This is a genomic window from Thauera sp. AutoDN2, from assembly GCF_051280715.1.
In the GTDB taxonomy this organism is placed as follows: Bacteria; Pseudomonadota; Gammaproteobacteria; order Burkholderiales; family Rhodocyclaceae; genus Thauera.
The window spans coordinates 47,358-70,336 of sequence record NZ_JBNCAR010000017.1; the positions used below are offsets into that span (position 1 = coordinate 47,358).

The window sequence follows — 22,979 nt, forward strand, 5'->3', positions numbered from 1 at the left end:
TCATGAACCTCACCGACACCCTCTTCGTTGCCGGCCATCGCGGCATGGTCGGCTCGGCCATCGTGCGCCGGCTGCAGGCGATGGGCTGCACCAACATCCTCACCGCCGGGCGCGATGAACTCGACCTCACCGACCAGCACGCGGTCAATACCTTCTTCGCCGCCCATCGCATCGACGAGGTCTATCTGGCCGCGGCCAAGGTCGGCGGCATCCACGCCAACAACACCTACCCGGCCGAGTTCATCCACCAGAACCTGATGATCGAGGCCAACATCATCCATGCCGCCCACACCCACGGCGTTCAAAAGCTGATGTTCCTCGGCTCGTCCTGCATCTATCCCAAGTTCGCCGAACAGCCGATGAAGGAAGAGGCGCTGCTCACCGGCCTGCTCGAGCCCACCAACGAGCCCTATGCCATCGCCAAGATCGCCGGCATCAAGCTGTGCGAGAGCTACAACCGCCAGTACGGCCGCGACTACCGCAGCGCCATGCCGACCAACCTCTACGGCCCAGGCGACAACTTCCACCCGGAGAACAGCCACGTCATCCCCGCGCTGATGCGGCGCATCCACGAGGCAAAGCTGGCGAAGGCGCCTGAGGTGGTGATCTGGGGCAGCGGCACACCGATGCGGGAGTTCCTGCATGTGGATGACCTGGCCGAGGCGGTGGTGCATCTGCAGAACATTTCGCAGGAGCGCTACGCGAGTGAGACCGAGCCGATGCGCTCGCACATCAACGTCGGTACGGGGACGGATGTGACAATCCGCGAACTGGCAGAAACCCTCGTCAAGGTGATCGGCTATGAGGGCAAGCTGGTGTTCGACACAACGAAGCCGGACGGCACGCCGCGCAAGCTGATGGATGTGAGCCGACTGGCGCAGCTCGGATGGCAGGCACGCAAAACACTCGAAGAGGGACTTCAGAAAACCTACCTTTGGCTTCTACGAGAGCTCAACACTGCGCGCATGCACTGAGTGAAGGCGCCCCGCCTGCATCAGCACACCCTTCGCGGAAATCGGCGCTCGCTTGTCCGTCCATAGACCAAATGCGCCGACCGCACATCAACACGGCGAGACTTCGGAGCAAGATCGTATGGTTACCACAGCGTCCCACTTCAGCGACTCGCGCTACCGCACATACGCGGGCGAGGGCTTTGACGGCGTCGTCCGGGTAAGCTACGCCGGCTACTACGGCACCGGCGCAGTGCTGTTCGACGGGCGGGCCATCATGACCACCGCACATCTGTTCGACGGACGCAGCGGTACGATCGGCGTGAGCTTCGAGACGGGTGCCGAAACGAAGACCGTAAGCGCGCTGAAGCACGTTCAGCATCCCGGATACGACACAGAGGGCAACAACGATCTAGCACTCGTGTGGCTCGCCTCCGCCGCCCCTGTAGAGGCGGACCGCTACGGCCTCTACCGCGACCGCAACGAAGTTGGACAAGCCTTCACCCTGGCCGGTTACGGCCGCACCGGCACAGGCGCCACGGGCGTCACCAGCAGTGAGAGCGCCACACCGCCCCGTCTGAAGGCTGCTAACCTCTTCGACACCGAAGCTTCAGAGCTCGAAACGCAGCTGGGCGCCTTCATCAACTGGAAGCCGCTCGCCGGCACCCAGCTCCTCGCCGATTTCGACAACGGCCTCAGCGCTAACGACGCCCTCGGACAGCTCCTCGGCCGCACCCACCTCGGCTACGGAGCGAATGAAGGGCTGATCGCGAGCGGCGACAGCGGCGGCCCTGCCTTCATCGACGGCATGCTCGCCGGCGTAGCCACTTACACCGCCAGCCTCAGCCGCGGAACCACCACACCCGACGTCGACGATCTCAACAACAGTAGCTTCGGCGAGATTGGCGCCTGGCAGCGCGTGAGTGCCTATCAGCAATGGATCGACCAAAACCTGCGCGCCGAATACACCGATGCACCGACCAGGCCCCAGGACGTGATCAAGGAAGTCGCCGAAGGCAACGCCGGCACCCGGCTTGTATATTTTCTTCTGCAGTTCACCGGGGTGCGCAACGCCCCGGAAGAGATCATTGGCGTCAACTACGCGACCCGCGACGGATCTGCCCTCGCAGGCAGCGACTACATCGCCGTCCAAGGCACGTTGAACCTCTACCCGGGCGAACACCAGGCGGTCATCGCGGTAGAGATCCTCGGCAATGCCACGCCGGAGCCGGACGAAAATTTCTATCTGGACGTGTTCAACCCGGTGGGCGGCAGCTTCGGCATAGGCGTGGTCAAGCTCACGGCGGTGCGTACCATCCTCGACGACGACGGCTGGCTGGGCTGAACCCGCAGCGCAGCGCCGGCAGGCGGGGCAAGTGGTGCCCATGGGCAGGATCGAACTGCCGACCTCTCCCTTACCAAGGGAGTGCTCTACCACTGAGCCACATGGGCAATACGGAGGAAAACTGGAGCGGCAGAAGCGTCTCGAACTCTCGACCTATACCTTGGCAAGGTATCGCGTTACCACTGAGCCGCCGCCGCCCAGCCCGCTGGATCCGCGACTTGGGCTCGAACCACGGACCTACGAGTTAGCAGCCAAGATTTACCGACTGAGTTCTCGAAGTTCGGACGGACTCGCATTCTAGCAGCACCAACGATCGATGGAAAATAGGCATTCGCGCGCGCCGCCGCCCCTGCGCCCGGCGCACGCACAGCCCGGTTCTCCGCTTGACCGAAGTATGTTTCGTTCCGATGACCACAGTCCGGATGCAACAACCATCTCTGCTATCATCACCCGCTTCCTACGCCCGAAGGCCGCCGCAGTTTCCACCGTGGCCTCCCGCGCAACCGCCTTCGAGCGCATCGCCCTCCCGCCGGGATCTTTCCCAAGCAATGCCGAGACTGTCCTTCTTCCTTCCCCTCGCCCAGCGCTCACTGACCCTGCAGTTCGCCCGCCGCGAGGTCCTCGGGCGCTACCGCGGCTCGCTGCTCGGGCTCGGCTGGTCCTTCATCACGCCACTCCTGATGCTCGGGGTGTACACTTTTGTCTTCGTCGGCGTTTTCAAGGCACGCTGGCCCGGCGCCGAGCAGTCGGGCGGGGTCGAATTCGCGATGCAAATCTTCGCGGGGCTTATGGTCTTCAACCTCTTCGCCGAGGTAGCGACACGCGCACCCAGGCTCATTCTCGACCAACCGAATCTGGTCAAAAAGATCGTCTTTCCGCTCGAGATCCTCCCCTGGGTGACGGTATTGTCCGGCCTGTTCCATCTTCTCCTCAGCGCCGCCGTGCTGCTCCTAGCCGTCGCAGCGATCAAGCCTGGAGCGCTTGCTCCCACCATGCTCGCACTGCCCCTCGTTCTGTTGCCGCTGCTACCCGTCCTTCTCGGCATCGGCTGGCTCTTCTCCGCGCTTGGGGTGTTCATCCGCGACGTGGGACAGATCATGAACTTCGTGGTCAGCCTGTCGATGTTCCTCTCCCCGGTGTTCTACTCGCTCGAATCCCTGTCCGAACCGATGCGTGACTTGATGTTCTTCAATCCGCTGACGCTGATCATCGAAAACGTCCGCCGGATTCTGTTGCACACGCAGTGGCCTCAATGGGAGGCGCTTGCGCTGTACACGCTGGCGGCCTGCGTATTCGCATGGCTGGCCGGGCTTTTCTTCCAGGCCACGCGAAAGGGCTTCGCTGATGTCCTCTGACGGAATCGCCATCCGTGCGCAGCACCTGGGCAAGACCTACCAGCTCTACGAGCGTCCGCTCGACCGCCTCAAGCAACTGCTGGTCGGCAACCGACACAACTACGGTCGCAGCTTCCATGCGCTCCAGGACGTCAGCTTCGAGTTGCATCGCGGCGAAGTGCTCGGCCTCGTCGGCCGCAACGGCGCAGGCAAGTCCACGCTGCTGCAGTTGGTCTGCGGGACGCTGACGCCCTCCACCGGCAGCGTCGAGGTCAATGGCCGCATCGCGGCCCTCCTCGAACTGGGCGCCGGCTTCAACCCGGACTTCAGCGGGCGCGAGAACGTCTTCCTCAACGCCGCCATCCTCGGCCTCGCACGCCCCGAGATCGAAGCCCGCTTCGACGAAATCGTGGCCTTTTCCGGAATCGGCCGCTTCATCGACGAGCCCGTAAAGACCTACTCCAGCGGCATGTATGTGCGCCTTGCGTTCGCCATCGCGACCTCTGTCGAGCCCGACATCCTAGTGGTCGACGAAGCCCTGTCGGTGGGCGACGGAGAGTTCGCGCGCAAGTCCTTCGACCGCATCATGCAGCTCAAGGAGCGTGGAGCGACCATCCTCTTCTGCTCGCATTCCATGTACCACATCGAGGCCATCTGCAATCGGGCGCTCTGGCTCGACCATGGCGCGATACGGATGTGGGACGCGCCGGGCAAGGTCACCCAGGCGTTTAACACGGCCTTGCTCCTCGACACCGACACCCACATCGCCACCAGCACCGACGCCGCAGCCGCCGCCACGCCTGCCGACGCCGAGCAGGCAACCGCAAACGCCACTTCGGCACCGGCCGGGCAGGCCCGCTTCGCCCACATCAGCGCCCGCAGCGACGATACACACGGCGATCACCTGTGCCTGCGATCGGGCGAATCCACCCTGCGGGTGCGCATCGATTTCTGCTCCGATCCAGCCCTCCCCCCGCCCACCCTGGCCTTCGGCATCGAAACCAACGCGGGGCTGTCGGTCACGAGCGCCGGCAGCCTGTACGACGGCGTGCCAATCGAGCGCGCCCCCGACGGCAGCGCCAGCGTCGAACTCATTCTGCCCAAGCTGCCCCTGATGCGCGGCGAATACAGCATGAGCCTCTTCCTCGGCTGCGAGCGCATGATGCACATCTACGACCACGCTCCTCACTGCGTCCGCTTCGAGGTCATGCAGGCGGGCATCGAGCAGGGTCTCGTCTTCATCGAGCGCCACTGGCAGGCGCCCGCGACAACAGCATGACCGCCGCGCTTCCCGACGCCCTGCGCATCGATGCGGCCGCGCCCGGCGCGGAGGAGCGCATCCGCCCACTCTTCCGCGAGGTGTTCAAGGTCGACATCGGCCCGGAAATGGTGCGCTGGAAGTACGGCGAGGGCCACGGACGGTCCTGGGGCGCCTGGGATGCCGACGGCGACCTGCTGGTGCATTGCGGCGTCTTCTACCGCCGCGCCCTGGCCGGCGGCCAGCTCCGCCGCATCGCACAGCTCGGGGACCTGATGGCGAGTCCCCACAAGCCGGGCGGACTCGCGCGCGAACACTCCCCCTTCGCCCGCCTGATCCGCCGCCTGCTGGCCGAACTGCCCGACGAGCGCAACCCGGACGCCCTCGCCTTCGGTTTCCCGAGCGAACGCGCGATGCGCCTCGGCGAGCGCCTCGGCGTATTCGCACAGATCGACCAGGTCCATGCCCTCGGCTTCGACGCGCTCCCGGCCTACGCAAGCAGCGATCGCATCGACACCCTGCACGAACTCGGCCCGCAGGCCGCCCGCCGGCTCGACCGCCTATGGACGGCCATGGCCGCCGACCTGCAGGACGGCCTCGTGGGCGTGCGCGACGCCGCCTACCTGCGCTGGCGCTATTTCGAACACCCCGAGAACCACTACACCTGCCTGGTCGTGCGCAGCCGCTGGCTCCGCCGCACGCTCGGCGTGCTGTTCGTCAAAGGCTCCGGCGCAGAGCGCGAACTGATGGACATCATCGCCCCGTTACCGCGGATTCCGCGTCTGCTTACCGCGGCCCGCCACTGGCTTGGCGCCACCGCCGGGACCCGCCTCACCCTGTGGCTCGCATCGAGTCACGCCGAACGCTTCGCCCCCCTCGCGCAGTCGTCCGCGCCGCTCGAGTTCCGCATCATGGCCAACCCGCTGGGCCCGGCGTGGGTGCTCGAACGCTTCAACCGCCGTTGGTGGCTGACCAGCGGCGACACCGACTACCGCTGACGTCCCGCATGTCCGCCCCTCTGCGCATCTGCTACCTGCTGATGTCGACCGAACTATGCGGTGGCGTGCGGATCGTGTTCGACCAGGCGCGCTTCCTCGGCCAACTCGGCCACCACGTCGAGATCCGCGCCGTGATGGGCACGCACGACTGGTACCCCCATCCGCTCCGGGTGCGCTACCTCCCCCAACTCGATGCGCCCTTCGCCACTGGAGAATTTCCCGACGCCGTCATCGCCACCTTCTGGACCACGGTCCAGCCCGCCCTCCAGATCGGCGCACGCGTGGTCGCGCACCTCTGCCAGGGCTATGAAGGCGACATCCGCGAATACGCCGGGCTCCTCCCCCGCATCGAAGCGGCCTACCGCACGCCGATCCCCAAGCTGACCGTCGGCCCCTGGCTAAAGGAGCGCCTGCACCAGCGCTACGGCACCGCCACCTTCCCCGTCATCGACATCGGCCAGATCGTCGACATCGAACTCTTCCGCCCGCCCCGGCTACCCTGGCGGCGCGCCCTGCGCCGGCTGCTCGGTCACCCCTGGCGGGTCCTCGTGGTCGGCCAGTTCGGCGTGGACGTGAAGGCCATCGGCGACGCGCTGCACGCCGTGGCGCAACTGCGCCGGGAGGGACGGCGGCTGCATCTGCTGCGCGCCTCCACGGTCGCACTGACGGCAGAAGAGGCTGCCATCACCACGGTGGACGAGTACCACCAGTCGATCGCTCCTGCGGCCATGCGCGACCTCCTCCTGTCCGCCGACATCCTGGTTGCCCCCTCCCTCGAAGGCGAGGGCTTCGGCCTGCCTCTAGCCGAGGCTCTCGCCTGTGGCCTTGCCTGCGTAGCCACCCGCATCGCATCCTTCACCCGCTTCGCCCCCGAATCCGACTACGCGGTCTTCGCCGACCCGGGCCGACCCGCCAGCTTGGCGCAGGCGCTCGCCAGGGTGATGGACGACAACGCCCTGCGCCGCCACCTCCAGGAACGCGGCCCCCGGGTCGTGCGCGAGCGCTACGCCGGCGCCACCGTCGCCCGGCGGATCGAGACCGCACTGCGCGGCGCACTCGCCGCCCCCACCCCCTGACCGAAACGCATGCTGATGACCTCCCCTGCCGACCTGGCTGCCTGGCGCCACTACTTCCTCGACCTGCCGCGCTGGGCGCACGGGCTCGCGCACCAGGGAACCCTCGCCCGCATGCGCGCCTTCCACGCCAACGATGTCGCCCCGACCCGGCACGCCTTGCGCTGGCTATGGGGTCCGGACGCCACCGAGGCCGCACTCGACACCGCCTGCGCCAACGCACAACGCGTCAAGATCGAGCGAGAGGCCGACGCCCACAGGGTGCTGCGGCCCGGCGCTCCTGCGATCGCGATCGACGGCCTCGAGACCCTGCGCGAAGCCCGCCTCCAGGCCGGCCCCCTCATCCTGCTCACCGGCCACTTCGGCAGCTTCTACACCATCGCGGTCGCCCTTGCCCGCGCGGGGATGGCCGTGCACCCAGTGGCCCGCACGGTCGACACTAGCGCGGCCAATCCACGCCCCCGCCAGGCCTTCGAACGCTTCAACTACTGGAGCACCGGCCGCCGCATCGACGGTCGCTATCTCTACACCGACTTCGCCGGCTGGATGGACAAGCGCGTGATTGCCGTATGCAAGCAAGGCGGCATCATCCTCGTGCTTCCCGACCTGCCCCGCCGCCTGTTCGCAGCGGGTCGCCAGTCGGTGACCCTGTTCGACCGCCCCGCGACCCTGCCCGCCCGTCTCTTCGAGCTCGGCCACAAATACGGCGCCCGCTTCGTGTCGGTGTGGAGCCGCATCGACCTCGAGCACCGCGGCCACGCGCAGCTTGCGATCGAAGCCCCGCTGCCCACTTCATCCGTCGCCGCCACCCTGCAGGGCTACGCCGACAGCCTGACCCGCGCAGTCCGCCTCACCCCATGGCAATGGATGGCATTGCCGATCATCGAGCAATACGAGGAGCCCGCCCCGTGAAGCTCTCGGCCCTCCTGGTCAACTACCACTCCGCCGAACTGCTCGCCGGCGCGGTCGCATCCATCCTCGCTCAAGACCTCCCCACGGCGCCCGAGGTCATCGTCGTCGACAACAGCGAAAGCGAAACCGAGTTCGCCCACCTGCGCTCCCTGCTCGACGCCCGCGTCACCCTCATCCGCAACCCTGCCAACACCGGCTTCGCGGCCGCCTGCAACACGGCCTTCGGGCATGCCGCCGGCGATGCGATCCTGCTGCTCAACCCCGACGCACGCCTGCAAGCCGGAGCGCTCTCCGCGCTCGCCCACGGCCTCGACGCCAACCCCCGCGCCGGCGCGGTCGGACCACTCACCTTCTGGGACGAAGCCGGCAGCTTCATGCTCCCGCCGAGCACCTTCCCCTCGCTCGCCAACCACCTGCGACGCGCGATCGCGCATCTGCACCCGCGCCTGCGCCTGCGCCACTCGATCGCCTTCCGCCGCCGCGCGCTCGCGCTCTGGACTGCGCGCGACCCAGTGCGCGTGCAGGCCTTGTCCGGCGGCCACGTCCTGCTCAGGCGCAGTGCGCTCGAACGCGCGGGTGGCCTCTTCGACGAAGATTTCTTCATGTACTGGGAGGACTCCGACCTCATGCAGCGCCTGCAGCGCGCCGGATACAAACTGTACGTCCTCCCCGACGCCCACGCGGTGCACCACTACGACCACCACCCCGGCAAGGACGCCCTCATGGCCCGCGGCTGGCCCGCCTACCACGCGCGCCACATCGCTGGTCACTGGCGGGCATGGCTGAGCGCCCGGCTCGAGCGTCGCGCCCACCCCTTCTGGCCGCAGGCGCCCGAACTTGCGGTGCAGGCGGGGCAACCGATCCGGCTCGAGGTCCCCCCCGAACTGCAATCCGGCTGGCTGCTCGAAGTCAGCCCGGCAGCGGATTTCGTGCCCGCCATGGGACGGCTCGGAACCGGCGCCTGCGCCGAGATCCCGGCCGAGTGCTGGCAACGCTTCACCGGCGCGCGCTACCACATCCGCCTCGCCGCGGCCGCCCCCCGACTCCGCCACGCCCGCAGTTGGTCGTGGCAAGGCTGATTCGAGAACGCCCATGGAACACACCCTGATCCCCTACACGCCCGGCCCCTTGCCACCCGGCCGCAAGATCCTCGTCCTCGCCCCGCACCCCGACGACGAAGTTTTCGGCTGTGGCGGTGCCATCGCACTCCATCTCGCCGCCGGCGCCGAAGTGCACATCGTGCTGGCCACCGCCGGCGACGCCGCGGGCGACGCCGCCGTCCGCCTCGCCGAAAGCGCCGCCGCCGCCCGCGTCCTCGGCGCACAGCCGCCGCAATGCTGGCACATCCCCGACCGCCACCTGCGCAACACCCCTGAGCTGGTCGCGCGCGTCTTCGACGCAGTGGCCACGACCGGCGCGAGCCTGCTGTACACCCCCTCGCTGTGGGAAAACCACCCCGACCACCGCGGCCTCGCCGAAGCCGCCCTGGCCGCCGTGCGCCAGCACGGCCGGGTAGACTGGATGGCCTACGAGGTGAGCGCGCCCCTGCGCCCCAACCTGCTACTCGACATCGGCCCGGTCCTCGAGCGCAAGCGCGCCGCCATGGCCTGCTTCCCGACCCAGCTCGCCCTGCAGCGCTACGACCGCCACCTCGCCGCGCTCAACACCTTTCGCACCTACACCCTGCCCGCAACGGTCGAAGCCGCCGAAGCCTACGAGTACTATCCCGCCGGCAGCCTCGCCCAGGGCAGGCCCACCCTGCTCGAACAGGAGCTGCACCGGCTCGGCAGCCCGTTCGCGCCCCCTGCCACGCCCGAAGCCGAGGCAGCCGAACTGCGCCAGACCATCGACCGGCTCACCCGCGAACGCGACGAACTGCTGCGCTCGACGTCGTGGCGGATCACCCGCCCGCTCCGCGCGCTCAAGCGCCTCGTTTCGCGCCCCCGCGGCGACTGAAGCCCCCGGCCCGCTGCAGATTCACACTCCGGCCGGCTCCAGGCGCAGCAATCTGCCGGGCAGGCCGTAGGCCAGCAGATGCGCGCCTTCTCCGCCCGCCGCCAGCCGCACCCTGCCGTCCCCCGCCCCGCCCTCCAGATACCGGAATCCGGCATCGAACAGCTTCCATCGGCTCGCCCCGCTCAGGCGCAGCGCTGTCGGCCCTTGCAGCCGCACCCAGGTTCCGTGCGCCTCGCCCGGCAGCTCCAGCCCCGTGCGCCCCGCCTCCATCACCGCCAGCCCTTCCAGCGGACGATGCAGCAGGCCACCGAAGCGCAGCCATTCCTCGCCGCCGCGGGGCTCAAACACCACGTCGTCGATGTTCGCCCCCGCGGGCCCGGGCAGGCGGATCGTCATCTCTGCCCGCAGATCGGTCGCCACGCGGGCCACCTGCACGACGCCACCCTTGTAATGCGCCAACACGTGACCGGGCACATCCTCCAGGCCATGCACGGCGAACACCGGCCCCGCCATCTCGAGCAGGATCGAGTCGGGATCCTCGTTCACGCATAGCCAGCGCCGCCCCAGGCGCGCGCGCCAAGCCGCCGACAGCGGCGCCGCGCGCGCCACCCGTTCGGCAATCAGCTCCTCCACCGCATGCAATCCCTCCGCACGCGGACTCCGCCGCACGAGGTAGTCGCGCCCGGCGCGAGACAGCAGTCGATACGCCCTCCCCTCGCCGCCCTCCCAGCGACCGTCGCCCGCCGGCAGGAGGCGAGGCTCCAGTACACGCCACGCCCCTTGCTCATAGCGTTCCAGGGACAGCCCCCCCGCCTCCGCTGGGTTTACACGCAGCAGCCCATAGTTGAAGGCATACACGCCCACGGCCCGCTCGAGACGCCCCGCTCTGGCTTCGCCTCGGACCGCTCCCCCAGCGTCGACCGGGCTCTTCAGCGACGGCGCGAACCTCGGCGCGCCAGCCCGCTCCGCGAGCGCGTGCAGCAGGATGCGCTCGGCCAGGTCCTCCGGCCCATAGGCCGGGGAGGTGCCCGTCAGCGCCACCGCCAGGCCCTGCTCCGGCAGCACGGTCAACTGGCTGCCATAGAAGATCGTCTGCCCGTTTTTGTGCAACGCACGATAGCCAGCCGCCGCGAGCCCCTGCTGGCGCACACCGTCCCACCCCAACCCCACATCCGGAGCCGGCAAGGGGTGAAAGTCCATATATGCCGTCTGCGCGCCACACAGCTCGTGCATCGCCGCCTCCGATAAGAGCCGGCGCCCCTCCACCGTGCCATTGCCGATGAACAGCAGGGCCAGGCGAGCCATATCGCCCGCGGAGGCATACAGCCCGCCGGCCGCCTGCCCGTTGACATATTCCGCCACCTCGGGCGCGTCGCCCAGCAACACCGGCGCAAACACCCCCGCCGCCAGGGGCTGCCGCGGGAACACGCTGTCGGCCATCCCCAGGGGCGCGAGGATCTCTTCCTCGACAAAGCGCGCATACGGGCGCCCATCGACCGCCGCCACCAGCAGTTCAACCAGCGTGAACCCGTCGTTGCAGTACACCGACATCTCGCCCGGCGCATGCTTCAGCCGCTGGCCTGCCAGCGTCCGCAGCACCTGCTCCGCATAGCCCTCGACCGGCCGGGTGGTGAACAGCCCGCGCGAATCGGTGCCCGGAAAGCCCGCCGAGTGCGCCAGCAGCATCCGCAGCGTCACCCGCTCATGGCCGGGCGAGGCCATCCGGAAACCACGCACGTGGCGTACCAGCGGGTCATCCAGCCCCACCCGCCCGCGATCCACCAGGCGCATCACCGCGAGCGCCGCCACCACCTTGCTGATCGACCCGACCGCAAACAAGGTATGCAGTCCCGGCACCGTCCCGGCGCGGTCGATGCGGCCGAACCCCTCCTGCCACACGATCCGGCCGCCATCCACCAGGGCCACCGACAAGGCCGACATCCGATGCAGCTCCATCGCGCTGCGGATGCGCCTGCGCGCCTCCTCGACCGTCGCCGGCAAGCCGCCGGCACGCGGCGCCGCGCCCACCATGCCTGCTGGCGGCAGCAATGCGGCCAGCCCCGCGCACCCAGACAGCATCAGCAACCGGCGCCGCGCGGGGTTGCGTGGCAACTCTCGTTGCTCGCTCATGGCGCCCGCCCCCCGCTGCGCGCCGCCAGCGCACGACCGAACTCCCGTGCCGGCCCCTCGAAGTAACGATGCATCGCCCACGCCAGGCCGAGCGTCGCCGTTACGCAACACAGCGCGAACACCGCGCCCGGCAAGCCATCACGCCACGATGCGAAAACCGATGGCATCAGGTTATGAAAGAGATACACCCCGAAGCTCAGGTTGCCCAGGCCGATCGCGAACCAACGCAGCCACGCCGGCGGCTCGGCCACCCAGCCCACCACCGCGGTCAGCATCGCCGCATAGGCCGTCGCCGCCCACACCCCGAGGTTGCCATGCAGCCACCAGGTGGCGTCGATGGCCGCATCCCCGCCGTCGCGGTAGATCCGCGCCAAACCCCACCACAAGGCCACCCCGGCCACCGCCAGCAGCAGCCGCGGCACGGTGCCCGGCCGCGCCGCCACCGCCCGCCAGGCCACGATACCGAGGGCGAACTCGACCAGCAGCCCCGGCAGATGAAGAAGCACGATCTCGAGCACCGCACGGCCGCGCCCCCCCGCCTCGCCCATTCCCCACACCAGCACGAGATGCGCCGCCAGGGCGAGCACCCACAGCCGCGCCACCCCGCGTACCCCGGCGAACAGGGCGCACAGCAGCGGCAAGGCCAGGTAGAACTCCACCTCCGGCGGCAGGCTCCAGAACGCCGGATTGAAATGGAAGGCGATCTCGCGCGTCTGCGTGGTATGCAGAAAGAACAGATGGGTCAGGAAATGATCGACCTCCTGCCCGGACACCCAGCGCTGCAGGGCGTACAGGCACAGGGCCGCGACGTAGAGCGGATAGATCCGGAACACCCGCCGGATCAGGAAGGCCCGCCACGCCAGCCCCTTGCCGAAGAAGTAGGGCGCGAACACGAAGCCGCTGATCACGAAGAAGAGGTCGACCCCGGTGAAGAAGAAGGCGAACAGGTTCCGGTCGAGCCCGGCCAGCGCATAGTAATGCGCGTACATCACCATCAGTGCAGCGAGGCCGCGCAGGAGCTCGACCGACCACTCGTTGCCGGACACGCGCGCCGCAACCGTCGCCCCGCCCACCGGCCGCCGGGGCAAGGTCTGCATTTTCTCGAACGTCATCAATCAGGACCCAGGACCATTCGTCGGCCTCGCGCGCCATGCGGCCCGCGCCTGTGCCCGCGAGGAGTGCGGCATCCTATCACGCCTGCTCCAGCGCGCCCGGCGCCCTCCCACCCGGTACCGCACACGCAGGTAGCACAGTCGAATAGCCGCGGCTTTGCTAAACTCGCGGCCTCGCAAAAACCTCGGTTCGCCTCATCGGGGCCGCAACCGCCGGCAGCTCGGCGGTCCGCCGCCTCATTCCGCGATCCCACCGACGCCAGGCCCGCTCATGACGACCATGTCGCCCCCCCCCCTGCTCGTTTCCATCCTCATCCGCAGCACCGACCGCGTCGAACTCGACGAAGCCCTGCGCTCGGTCGCCCTGCAGACCTGGCCTGCGATCGAAGTCCTCGTCATCGACGCCCTCGGCGCCGGCCACCGTGCCCTTGAGCCCAAGTGCGGTCGCTTCCCGCTCAGGCTCGAAAGCGCCGGCCGGCACCTGGCGCGCAGCGCCGCCGCCAATCTGGGCCTCGAGCGCGCCCACGGCGAGTTCCTGCTCCTGCTCGACGACGACGACTGGCTCGAGCCGGAACACATCGGCCGCCTCGTCGAGCGCCTGCAGGCCGAACCCGAGGCCATCGCCGCGTATGCCGGGGTGGATTGCGTGCGCGTGCGCGAGGACGGCCGCACCGAGACGGTGCGCACCTACAACGAACCTTACGACCCCGCCCGCCTGATGGTCGAGAACACCATCCCGATCCACGCGCTGCTCTTCCGCAAGCGGGCGGTCGAGGCCGGCTGCCGCTTCGACGAGGCCTTCGACCTCTACGAAGACTGGGACTTCTGGCTGCAGATCGCAAACCTCGGCACGTTCAGCCACGTCGACGCGATCAGTGCACGCTACCGCATCCACGGCGAATCCGGCCTCGGCGTCGCTGCCGAAGAGACACGCTCGATCGAAGCCCTGCGCCAGTTGCTGGCGAAATGGGGGCCGCGCTGGAGCCCCGCTCAACTACAGCAACTCGTCGCGCGCAGCCGCCTGCTCGCCCAGTTACTCACCCAGGCCAACCGACACGACGAGGCCCAGCAGCAGCAGATCCTGGTCCAAACCCAGCGCATGGAAGCCCAGCAGCAGCAGATCCTGGTCCAAACCCAGCGCATGGAAGCCCTGCAGCACGACATCTCCGGCGCCCAGCGCGACGCTGAAGACTGGCGCCAGCGCTTCGAATGGGTCACCGCCTCGCTATCGTGGCGGCTCACCGCCCCGCTGCGCAGCGGCAAGTCCGCTGCCCGCGTCGCCGTTCGTCAGGCACGCAGCGCAGCTTGGCGTGCCGCGCTGTGGACCTACCGCCAGGACGCCCTGCGCCCCCTCATCGCCGCCGTGCCCTTCGGCGTAAAGCAGCGGCTGCGTGGCTTCCTGCGCCACGAGGAGCCCATCCCCGCCGAGCCCCTCTCCACCACGCCAAGCGAACTCCTCGTCAGCATCGTCATTCCGGTCTACAACCACGCCGACTACATCGAGGACTGCATCACCAGCGCCCTCGTCCAAACCTACCCGCACGTCGAGGTCGTCGTCGTCGACGACGCCTCACCCGACGCCCGCGTGCGCGAGATCCTCCACCGCCTCGAAGGCCACCCGCGGCTCAAGGTCATCTACAACGAAAACAACCTCGGCATCTCCCGCACCCAAAACAGGGCGCTGGTAGCCAGTCGCGGCCAATTGATCGGCTTTCTCGACTGCGACGACCACCTGACGCCGGATGCGGTCGAGCGCTGCGTCGCAGCGTGGAACCCCGGCATCGTGTACCTGCACACCGGCCGCATCAACATGGACGCCGAAGGCAAGGAGATCAACCGCATCTCCTTCGAGCACCTGCCGCGCCACGACTACTTCGCCGAAAACCTCGAGCGCATGTACGCCACCCACTTCAAGGTCATCCGCCGCGATGCCTTCACAAAGGTCGGCCTCTTCGATCCGCGCTTCGACTCCGCGCAGGACTACGACATGCTGATGCGGATCGCCTTTCACTACCCCAGTAGCGCCTTCCTGCACCTGCCTGCCTTCGTTTACCACCACCGCATCCACGACCGCCAAGCCACCGAGCGGATGAACACCCACCAGCAGTGGTCCACCGAGACGATCCAGAACGAGGCGCGCACCCGCCAGGACATCCGCAACGGCCACTTCGACAAGTTCCTGTCGATCATCATGCTGTCCTTCGGCAAGCAGCGTCAGACCCTGGAGGCACTGCAAAGCCTCCAGGAGACCGTGCGCGTGCCGCACGAGATCATCCTGTTCGACAACGGCTCCGACCCCGAGACGGTCGACTTCATCAAGACCCGCATCGAAGGTCGCTTCCCCGGCCTGCGGGTGTTCTACAACGACACCAACCTGGGCCCGGCCGCCGGTCGGCGCGAAGCGCTCAAGCTCGCCAAGGGTGACTGGTTCATCGTCTTCGACAACGACGAGATCGCCGAACCCGGCTGGCTCGAGGAACTCCTCGTTCGCGCCCGCGCCCTCCCCGACGTCGGCGCCGTTTGCTGTCGCGTGGTATTCCCCAACCGCCGGCTCCAGTTCTCCGGCGGCTACATTGCCCCCATCGACGAAGAACTCATCGATCTCAAGTTGCACGACCAGGAAGCCAGCATCGACGACCTCGCCACCGCCGAATTCCGCGAGATCGACTGGTCGCCGATCGGCGCCACGCTTTTCCTCGAAAACCCGGTCCGGCACCTGCATGGCGGCTACCCCAACGTCTTCGAGGACGCAGGAGTCTCCATGGCCCTGCGCCGCGAAGGCAAGCGCCTGCTCAACAGTCCGGGCTCCTGGGTGTGGCACGAGCACTACATGTTCCGCAAGGAAGTCGACATGAAAGAGCGCTACCTGCAGAGCCGCTACGACCCCAGGAAGATGCTGATCAGCGTCGCCTCCTTCTACCGCGAGAACGGCAAGATCATCCGCGACGAGTACATCTGGCGCGAAAACGGCCTCGACGCCCTCAGCCGCGAACAGCTCAAGTCCCTCCTCGAAAAGCAGCCACTCTCCGCATGAAGCTCGCCGCCGCGCTCCAGCGCGACAACAACAATCTCGACCTCTTCCGCCTGATCGCCGCCTGCATGGTGATCTACGGGCACGCCTTCGCGCTGGCGCCGGGTGGAAGCACGCGGGATCTCGTCGGCAGCACGCTCGGCTTCGACTATTCGGGCTCGCTCGCGGTGAAGATCTTCTTCTTTCTCAGCGGCCTGGTCGTCACCAACAGCCTGATCGAAAAGGGCGACCCCCTGCGCTTCGTCATCGCGCGCGTCTTCCGCATCTGGCCGGCCTTCCTGGTGGTGGTCACCGCGAGCGCGCTGATCCTCGGCCCATTGATGACGAACCTGGCGCTGAGCGATTACTTCAGCCATTCCGACACCTTCAAGTACATCCGCCGCAATGCACTCATGAACATCCAGTTCATGCTGCCCGGCGTGTTCGAGGACAACCCCTACAAAGGCGCAGTCAACGGATCTTTATGGAGCATTCCGCTTGAGGTCGGCGCATATATCGTGCTCCTCGGCCTCTTCATGCTCGGCGTGCTGAAGTCGCGCCTCCTCGCACTGGGCATCTTCCTGCTCATCGCGCTCGACCCACTGGTGGGCAACAGGCTCCTGTTCACCTGGCTCGGCGCACCCGAACTGAAGCTGCTCCCCCCCTGCTTCGCCTTAGGCGCGATCATGGCCTTGTACAAGGACCACATCCGGGTCGACGCCCGATGCATCCTTGGCGCTTGGCTGCTGTACTACCTGTTCCGCCACTCCGCCCACAACTTCTACTTTTTCTACGCCGCGCTCTTCCTCAGCATCGTCCAGATTGCGACCACGGCCACCGCCCTGAGGCTACGTCCGAAGGCCGACATCTCGTACGGCGTCTACCTGTGGGGCTTCCCGGTCCAGCAAGTCATGGCCCACCATTTCGCCGCCCACGGCGTAGTCGCCAACCAGTTGTTGTCGCTGGGGGTCACGCTGCTGCTCGGCCTCGCCTCGTGGCACCTCGTCGAAAAGCGCTGCATCGCCCTGGGCGGCGCGCTGACACGACGGTGGGCGAACTGAGCGGGCTCAGTCACCCGCTGCCAGTTCCTCGAGCGACTCCGGCCTGAGGATCAGCAACTGGCTGCCGTCGCGCCGCAGGATCTCCTGGTTCTGCAGTTGCTGGAAGGCACGCGTGACGGTTTCACGGCTCGAATTGATCATGATCGCGATCTCCTGGTGCGTCGGCGAGGCCGGGATGCACCGCACCCCTGATGCACTGCGCTCAGGGCCCGCCTCGGCCAAGCGCAGCAACTGCGCGCACACCCGCTGCATCGGGTTGGCGAGCGCCAGCAGAAGGCGCTGACCACCCACCTCGCGCAGCCGACCGGCCAAGCGCAGCGCCACCTTCTCGGCCACCTGCGGGGTAGCGAACATCAGCGCGCGCGCCTGCTCTTTGGGGAACAGCAGCAAGCTCGATGGCGACAACGCGATCACCGTCTCTGCCATCGGCAGGCGGTCGATCACCGCCATCTCGCCGAAGAACTCCCCCGGCCCCACGAAATAGAGCCCGACCTCGCGGCCGTCCAGGGTGAAATCGACCCCCTGTAGCCGGCCGTCGAGCAGAAAGGGGAAGAACTGCAAGGCATCGCCCCGCTTGACCACCACCTCGCGCCTCACCACCTTGCGCTCGAGCGCGCCCGAGGCCAGCCCCGTGAGAGCATCCTGCGGGAAATCGCGCAACAAGGGGATCTGTTTCAGCAAACCGGCATCGACAGGCATCTATCGGGACAACCTCGCCCGGAGGGCACAAGGAGCACAGCAAGTCGGGACGCAAAAAGACTGCCCACCATCCGCTACTAGCGAGCAAGGCACTGCAGCCCATGTGATCACGCTCACACACCGACAGCAGACACCCCGATATTATCAAACGCTCTCCCGAGTGCCGTATCCGCCACCATGAAGCCGATCACACAGCCCGCCCTCGCGCATCCGCGGCCAGCGCTCCCCAGCCGCCTTGCCCGCATGCTGCTTCTTCTGTGCATCGCGGCGCCGGCCACCGCCCTTTCAAGCGGTCCCGGCGAGATCAGCTTCGTCATCGGCCAGGTCCGGATCATCGACGCCGCCGGCGCCGTGCGTGCGGCCGAAGCCGGTGGCAGCGTGGTCGCGGGCGAGCGAATCGAGACCGGCTCCTCGGGCCATGTGCATCTGCGCATGGTCGATGGGGGCTACCTCAGCGTGCGCCCGGGCTCGCGCTTCTTAATCGAGCAGTACGAAACCGTCCCTGGCGCCACGGCCATCCGCCTGCGGCTCGACGAAGGCGTGGTGCGCTCCATCACCGGCACCGCCGCCCGTGAACAAAAGGACCGCTTCCGCCTCAACACCCCACTCGCCGCCATCGGCGTTCGCGGCACCGACTTCGTCGTGCAGGCGGGTGGCGAGGGCGTGCGCGCTTTGGTAAACGAAGGCACCATCGTGGTCGCTCCGCTCGGCGCAGACTGCACCGCGCACACACTCGGGCCATGTAGCGGCGGAAGCGCGCGCGAACTGTCCGACGCCATGGGCCGTGTGTTGCTCGAGCTCAAGGGCCTGCAGGCACCCGCGCTCGTGCCCATCGACGGCTCCTCGCCCGACCACTTCACGCCTGCCGCCCCGCAGGAGCCCGACACACGAAAGACCTCACCGATCGCGGCCGAAGCCGCCATCGCCGCCCCTTTCGAACCCGGCGACCTGAAACACCCCTCTCGCCCCCCTCCACAGCCGCCAACGCCCGCACAACCGGAGCCGTCAGTAACCTCCGCCCCCGGCACCCAACCTGCCGACGTCACCCAATTGCGCTGGGGGCGCTGGGCCAACGCGCGGGAGGGCGACCAGCTCAGCACCGCGGTCGCCGAAGCGCGCGAGGGGCGACGCATCACCATCGGCAACAACTACGTCAACCTCTACCGCCGCCCCGATGACACCCGCCCCCTCCCCGCCCACCTCGGCCAGGTCGGCTTCGGGCTGGCCGCCGGGCAGGTGGCACTGGTCCAGGGCAACGGCGCCACCTCGGCCGGAACGGTGCACGGCGGCCGTCTCGACGTGGACTTCGCCCAGCGCAGCTTCGCCACCCACCTCGATGTCTCGCATGCGCTCACCGGCGCGGTGAAGGTCGAATCCGCCGGCGGCATCACCAGCAACGGCACCTTCTTCGTGAACAGACCCGACGGGCTGGTCGCCGGCGCGGTCACCATGGACGGCACCGAGGCCGGCTACCTGTTCGACAAGGTCGTGCCGCAGGGTGTCCTCTCCGGCACCACCCTCTGGAAGCGCTGAACCCATGCGATCCGCCCTTCCCGAGTCCCTGCTCCACCCCCGCCGCCTTCGCCTGTTCGCCGTGGCCCTGGCAGCCACCGTCGCCCTCGCCGCAGGCGCTACGGGCCTTTTTTCCGCGCTCGAGGAGCGCAGCGCCGATCCGCTCTGGCAATCGGCCAGCTCCCTGGCCGACACCGCCGAACGCCGCATCGTCATCGCCGAGATCGACGAAAAGAGCCTGGCCGAGCTCGGCCCCTGGCCGTGGCCGCGCGAGCGCATGGCCGCGCTCGTCGACGCGCTCGCCGGCTATGGTGCGCGCACCCAGTTGCTCGACGTCGTCTTCCCCGAAGCGCGCCCCGGCGACGAGGCCCTGGCCGCGGCCCTGGTCCGCCATCCGGTGCATGTCGGCCAGCTTTTCTCCCCCGGCGCGGATGCCAACCGCGTGGCCAGCCTCTCCGGCGCGGTCGCCGGTCAGATCTGCGACGGACGCTTCCCGGTAGCCGGCGGCTACATCGGCAATACGCCCGCGCTCGCCCGCCAGGCAGGGCACATCAGCCCCATGCTCGACGGTGACGGCACCGTGCGCCGCATCGCCCCCGTCCTCTGCCACCAGCAGCACGCCTATCCCGCCCTCGCCCTCGCCGGCCTCGCCAGCCTCGTCCCCGGGCAGGCGCTCACACTCGAATACCACGAAGGCCGCGGACTGCTCGCGCCCCACGCCTGGCTCGCGCTACCCGGACAAGGCCTGCGCCTGCCGCTCGACCGCGACGGCACCACCCGCCTCGCCTTCACGCTGCCGCGCGCCGCGCTCAGCGCCACGCCGGTCGCCGACATCCTCGCCGGCCGTAGCCCGCGCGAACTGCTCGACGGTGCCATCGTGCTGGTGGGCGCCACCGCTTTCGGGCTCGGCGACACCGTGGCCACCCCACTCGACGGAAACACCGCCGGCGTCGAGGTGCACGCCCGCCTGCTCGCCGGCCTGCTCGACCAGCGTCTGCCCTACGCGCCGCGCGGCGCCGCGCTGTTCCAGGTGCTGTTCTGCGCCCTCGGGGCGCTCGCGCTGCTGTGGCTGGCGTCGCGGCAGCAGCGCCTGCACGTCGTGGTGCTGCCGACCGCCGGCCTCGCCCTCGCCGCGCTCGCCTACGGACTGCACGCCGTGCTGCTGCTCGAGGCCGGCCTCTGGGTGGGCTGGATGGTGCCGGCGGTGTTCGCCGCGCTTGCCGGCCTGGGGCTCGCCAGCGCCGAGTTCGCCCGCACCCGCGTCGAGCGCCAGCGCCTGTACCAGAACCTCGCCAGCTACCTGCCCCGCCAGGTCGCCGCGCAGATCGCCCTGCACGAGCCGGTCGGCACCATCGAGGCCGAGCGTCGCGAGATCAGCGTGCTTTTCGCCGACCTGCGCAATTTCTCGGCGTACTGCGAAGCCCGCCCCCCCGAAGAGGCCGCGGCCGTGCTGCACGCCTTCTTCACCACCGCGCAGCGCGTCGTCACCCGCCACGGCGGCATCATCGAAGAATTCACCGGCGACGCCGTCATGGCCATCTGGAACGCGCCCACGGTCTGCCCCGAGCACCCGCGCCACGCGCTCGCCGCCGCCTATGAGCTCGACGCCGAGGTTGCTGCCCTGCTGCCCGCCGAGGCGCCGCCCGGGCTCGAGCCGCTGGCGCTCGGCATGGGGCTGGAAACCGGCAAGGCCCTGGTCGGCTCGGTCGGCGCCGCCGATCGCCGCACCCACACCGCGCTCGGCGAAACCGTCAGCATCGCGTCGCGCCTGCAGGCGATGAGCGCCGAGCTCGCCGCCGCGGTGGTCGTCGGCCCGGGCGCTGCCGCGCGCCTGCCCGATGCGCGCCTCACTTGCGTGGGCGATTTCCTCCTCGAAGGCCTGCAGATCCCCCGGACCCTGTATATTCCGGCTCCGGCGGCGCGCGCCGAGCACGCGCCCAAGACGGCCCGCATCCGCCTGGTCGCCTGACCACCAACGTCCGGAGGCCCCGCCTCCGCCCCAGCCACACTGTGCCGCTCTCCCACACAGGAGGGCGGCCGATGTTTACTTGCGGATGAGATTTCTCTGCGCTCTCGCCCTGCGGGCCGCCACCTTCGTCCTGTGGGCGGCCCTCCTGGCCGCACCGCCGGCCCGGGCAGCCTGCCCCCCGCTTCCGGCCACCCTGCTCGACGAGCTCGATGACCGCGCCGCAGCCCTGCACCGCCTCGACGCCCACGCCCAGGCCTGCGCCCACGATGCCGTCTGGCACGCCCAGCGCGGCGCGCTGCTGCTCGAGCTGGGCCGCGTAGCAGAAGCCGCTGAAAACCTCGAACGCGCGCTGCTCCTCGACCCCCTTCTGGCGGGTGCGCGAATCGACTACGCCGACGCCCTCGCCGCGCTCGGCGACCTCGAGGCCGCCAGCGAGCTCGCCACCAGCCTGCTGCGCCTGCCCGACCTCCCCGCCGCCGCCCGCCGCCATCTCGAGGCGCGCCTGCGCCACTGGCGCCAGGCCGGCACCGACGCCGCCACGCCTTGGCAGCGCCGCATCGAACTCGCCGCACAGTTCGGCTGGGAACGCAACCTCAACGGCGGCCCCGCTGCCGACACCATCCTGCTCACCCCGCCCGAGGGTAGCATCGAGCTACCCATCGCCGCCTCGCAGCGCCCGCGCGCAGGCATGGCCGCGCAGACCAGCGCCGAAGTGCAGGCCCTGCGTCCGCTGGGCGACGACTGGAGCCTCTTTCTGCGCGGACACCTGCGCCTGCGCGACACCACCGGCAGCGACAGCGACTACCTGCTCGGCAATTTCGACGCCTATCTGTTGCATCGGCGCAACAACCAAGAAACCAGCCTCCAACTCGCCCGCCTCGAACAGCGCTTCGGCGGCCGCCACCTTCTCGCCGAGACCCGACTCGCCGCCCAACGCCAGTGGCTGGGTGCGCCCTGTCGCCCCCGGCTGGGGCTCGACACGGCCCGCCGAGACTATCCCGGCGCCCCGCAACTCGGCGGCAAACAGCTCGGCTTGCGCGCGGGGCTGATGTGCGTAAACGGCGCCTGGCGCACCGATCTTGACCTGCGCGCCGCCATCGACAAACCGCTGCGCACAGACCGCCCCGGCGGCGCGCAGCGCTGGCTGGAGCTGCAATGGAGCGCCACCTGGCAAGGTACTGACTACCGTGCCGAAGCGAGCGCTAGCCTGGGCCAAGTGCTCGACCGCGAAGGCTACAGCCTGCTGCTCAACGAGGGCGAGGCCCGCGAGATCCTTCGCCAGGCGCTGCGGCTCGAGCTTGCCCGACCCCTCGCGCCGCACTGGGAGGCCGTGCTCGCCGTCGAGCACTTCCGCCAGCGCGCCAACCTGGCCCTCTTCGCCCTGCAGAACCATGGGCTATACTTCGGCGTCCGTCATCGCTATTGACCTGGCGTACGCGCAAGCGTGACTTTTTCACGCTTCGCGGCCGTTCATGTGATTGCGGTCACACCCGAACCGCGCGACCCGGCTAAACTCCGTTCCGAATCTTCGGGGCCGTGCCAGGCGCGAAGTTCATAAACCACTAGCCCGCATTTCTCACAGATAGGAGGCGCATCGCGGCCGGAAATATGAGAAAGTTGTTTTGCGAGAACGACTTAACCATACTCCGGAGGAATCCGC

17 protein-coding genes and 1 tRNA gene are annotated in these 22,979 nt (G+C 68.5%); 14 read left to right on the forward strand and 4 right to left on the reverse strand.

Annotated elements, in window-relative coordinates; all coding sequences use genetic code 11:
• Positions 1-2 precede the first annotated feature (2 nt).
• Entirely contained in the window at positions 3-974 is a 972-nt protein-coding gene (gene fcl, locus ACPT9U_RS10790; RefSeq protein ID WP_435750927.1) for a GDP-L-fucose synthase, read from the forward strand.
• 118 nt (positions 975-1,092) lie between these two features.
• Positions 1,093-2,295, forward strand: coding sequence for a trypsin-like serine protease (locus ACPT9U_RS10795; RefSeq protein ID WP_435750928.1), 1,203 nt, complete (start codon positions 1,093-1,095; stop codon positions 2,293-2,295).
• 32 nt (positions 2,296-2,327) lie between these two features.
• Here the strand turns inward: ACPT9U_RS10795 and ACPT9U_RS10800 are convergent.
• Positions 2,328-2,402 (reverse strand) — tRNA-Thr (locus ACPT9U_RS10800).
• 441 nt (positions 2,403-2,843) lie between these two features.
• Between ACPT9U_RS10800 and ACPT9U_RS10805 the strand changes: the two genes are divergently transcribed.
• The 7 genes from ACPT9U_RS10805 to ACPT9U_RS10835 are packed head-to-tail and all read left to right on the forward strand — an operon-like array spanning position 2,844 to position 9,826.
• Positions 2,844-3,650, forward strand: coding sequence for an ABC transporter permease (locus tag ACPT9U_RS10805; protein ID WP_435750929.1), 807 nt, complete (start codon positions 2,844-2,846; stop codon positions 3,648-3,650).
• On the forward strand, positions 3,640-4,908 hold the full coding sequence (locus tag ACPT9U_RS10810) for an ABC transporter ATP-binding protein (protein ID WP_435750930.1): 1,269 nt from the start codon (positions 3,640-3,642) through the stop codon (positions 4,906-4,908). The genes ACPT9U_RS10805 and ACPT9U_RS10810 overlap by 11 nt, the downstream gene beginning before the upstream one ends.
• On the forward strand, positions 4,905-5,885 hold the full coding sequence (locus ACPT9U_RS10815) for a hypothetical protein (protein ID WP_435750931.1): 981 nt from the start codon (positions 4,905-4,907) through the stop codon (positions 5,883-5,885). Before ACPT9U_RS10810 ends, ACPT9U_RS10815 begins: the two co-directional genes overlap by 4 nt.
• 8 nt (positions 5,886-5,893) lie before the next feature.
• Positions 5,894-6,961 (forward strand): glycosyltransferase family 4 protein, encoded by a 1,068-nt coding sequence (locus tag ACPT9U_RS10820; protein ID WP_435750932.1) that lies wholly within the window; start codon positions 5,894-5,896, stop codon positions 6,959-6,961.
• Between the two features lie 9 nt (positions 6,962-6,970).
• Positions 6,971-7,870, forward strand: a complete 900-nt coding sequence (locus tag ACPT9U_RS10825; protein WP_435750933.1) for a hypothetical protein — start codon at positions 6,971-6,973, stop codon at positions 7,868-7,870.
• Complete coding sequence (locus ACPT9U_RS10830) at positions 7,867-8,949, forward strand: glycosyltransferase family 2 protein (protein WP_435750934.1); 1,083 nt, start codon at positions 7,867-7,869, stop codon at positions 8,947-8,949. The genes ACPT9U_RS10825 and ACPT9U_RS10830 overlap by 4 nt, the downstream gene beginning before the upstream one ends.
• Positions 8,950-8,962: 13 nt before the next feature.
• On the forward strand, positions 8,963-9,826 hold the full coding sequence (locus ACPT9U_RS10835; protein WP_435750935.1) for a PIG-L deacetylase family protein: 864 nt from the start codon (positions 8,963-8,965) through the stop codon (positions 9,824-9,826).
• A 21-nt stretch (positions 9,827-9,847) separates the two neighbouring features.
• On the opposite strand, the gene ACPT9U_RS10840 is transcribed toward ACPT9U_RS10835, so the two are convergent.
• Together ACPT9U_RS10840 and ACPT9U_RS10845 are read right to left on the reverse strand one after the other, a co-directional pair.
• On the reverse strand, positions 9,848-11,956 hold the full coding sequence (locus ACPT9U_RS10840; RefSeq protein WP_435750936.1) for a serine hydrolase domain-containing protein: 2,109 nt from the start codon (positions 11,954-11,956) through the stop codon (positions 9,848-9,850).
• Positions 11,953-13,068 (reverse strand): acyltransferase family protein, encoded by a 1,116-nt coding sequence (locus tag ACPT9U_RS10845; protein ID WP_435750937.1) that lies wholly within the window; start codon positions 13,066-13,068, stop codon positions 11,953-11,955. The genes ACPT9U_RS10840 and ACPT9U_RS10845 overlap by 4 nt, the downstream gene beginning before the upstream one ends.
• A 280-nt stretch (positions 13,069-13,348) precedes the next feature.
• Between ACPT9U_RS10845 and ACPT9U_RS10850 the strand changes: the two genes are divergently transcribed.
• Positions 13,349-16,102, forward strand: coding sequence for a glycosyltransferase family 2 protein (locus ACPT9U_RS10850; RefSeq protein WP_435750938.1), 2,754 nt, complete (start codon positions 13,349-13,351; stop codon positions 16,100-16,102).
• Positions 16,099-17,139 (forward strand): acyltransferase family protein, encoded by a 1,041-nt coding sequence (locus tag ACPT9U_RS10855; protein WP_435750939.1) that lies wholly within the window; start codon positions 16,099-16,101, stop codon positions 17,137-17,139. Before ACPT9U_RS10850 ends, ACPT9U_RS10855 begins: the two co-directional genes overlap by 4 nt.
• Before the next feature lie 6 nt (positions 17,140-17,145).
• Here ACPT9U_RS10855 and ACPT9U_RS10860 read toward each other — a convergent pair whose 3' ends face one another.
• A complete protein-coding gene (locus tag ACPT9U_RS10860) occupies positions 17,146-17,820 on the reverse strand; it encodes a Crp/Fnr family transcriptional regulator (protein WP_435750940.1) in 675 nt (224 codons plus the stop codon).
• Positions 17,821-18,015: 195 nt separating this feature from the next.
• Between ACPT9U_RS10860 and ACPT9U_RS10865 the strand changes: the two genes are divergently transcribed.
• From ACPT9U_RS10865 to ACPT9U_RS10875, 3 genes are all read left to right on the forward strand, one after another.
• The gene (locus ACPT9U_RS10865; RefSeq protein ID WP_435750941.1) at positions 18,016-19,371 is read left to right on the forward strand and encodes a FecR family protein; all 1,356 of its coding nucleotides are present in this window, start codon (positions 18,016-18,018) and stop codon (positions 19,369-19,371) included.
• A 4-nt stretch (positions 19,372-19,375) separates the two neighbouring features.
• On the forward strand, positions 19,376-21,319 hold the full coding sequence (locus ACPT9U_RS10870) for a CHASE2 domain-containing protein (protein WP_435750942.1): 1,944 nt from the start codon (positions 19,376-19,378) through the stop codon (positions 21,317-21,319).
• Between the two features lie 85 nt (positions 21,320-21,404).
• On the forward strand, positions 21,405-22,745 hold the full coding sequence (locus ACPT9U_RS10875; protein ID WP_435750943.1) for a hypothetical protein: 1,341 nt from the start codon (positions 21,405-21,407) through the stop codon (positions 22,743-22,745).
• Positions 22,746-22,979: the final 234 nt, after the last annotated feature.